1 pseudogene is annotated in these 876 nt (G+C 69.1%); it reads right to left on the reverse strand.

Annotation, left to right across the window (positions count from 1 at the left end):
- A pseudogene (locus G3576_RS32145) lies at positions 1-814 on the reverse strand (IS3 family transposase); the annotation flags it as partial.
- Between the last annotated feature and the right edge of the window lie 62 nt (positions 815-876).

Genomic DNA, 876 nt, shown 5'->3' on the forward strand with positions numbered 1-876 from the left:
CCGCTCGGCCACCAAGCGCTCCAGCTCGCGCACCACCCGCGCGCCGCTGATCGAGGTGTCCACCACCGTCGCCAGCGCTTCGCGCGTGAAGTCGTCCACCACGCACAACACCCGGAACCGCCGACCATCGGCCAGCGCATCGGCCACGAAGTCGAGGCTCCACCGCTGGTCGGCGCCCTGCGGCACCGCCATCGGCGCCCGCGTGCCCAGCGCACGCTTGCGGCCGCCCCGCCGACGCACAGACAGCCGCTCCTCGCGGTACAGCCGCCAGATGCGCTTCAGGTTCACGGCTGCGCCCTCCCGCCGCAGCAGGGTTCGACGCACTGCGTCGAACAAGCCGCCGGTAGCCGAACCGGCGACGCTGATTCGCCAACTCGCGCAGCCGCTTCCGCAACGCCGCGTCCCCGCCATCCGCGCGCTCATACCGGAACGCCGAGCGATCCACCCCGATCAGCCTGCAGGCCGCCCGTTCGCTGTAGCCGTGCTCGCGCATGACACGCTCCACCGCCCCGAACCGCGCCGCAGGCCCAATCAGTTTTTTCTCAGCAACTCCCGAAGCACCGAGTTGTCCATCACCGCCTCAGCCAGCAGCTTCTTCAGGCGGCGGTCCGTTCGGTAGCTCTGCTGCCGAACCCTCCAGCCCCTTCAGCCGCGACGCCTCCGACGGCTGCAAGCCGCCGTACTTGGACTTCCAGTTGTAGAGCGTCTGGTCGCTGATCCCGTGCTTCCGGGACAGCTCCGCCGCCGACCGCCCCGCCTCGTGCTCTTTCAGGATCCCGAGAATCTGACCCTCGGTAAACCGGCTCCGTCGCATCGTCCTCTGCTCCTCGACGGATCCAACTTATCCCTGGCTGGAACCACGGCGAGCACGTCACA

The sequence above is a fragment of the Falsiroseomonas algicola genome (assembly GCF_011040385.1).
GTDB classification, from domain to species: Bacteria; Pseudomonadota; Alphaproteobacteria; order Acetobacterales; family Acetobacteraceae; genus Falsiroseomonas; species Falsiroseomonas algicola.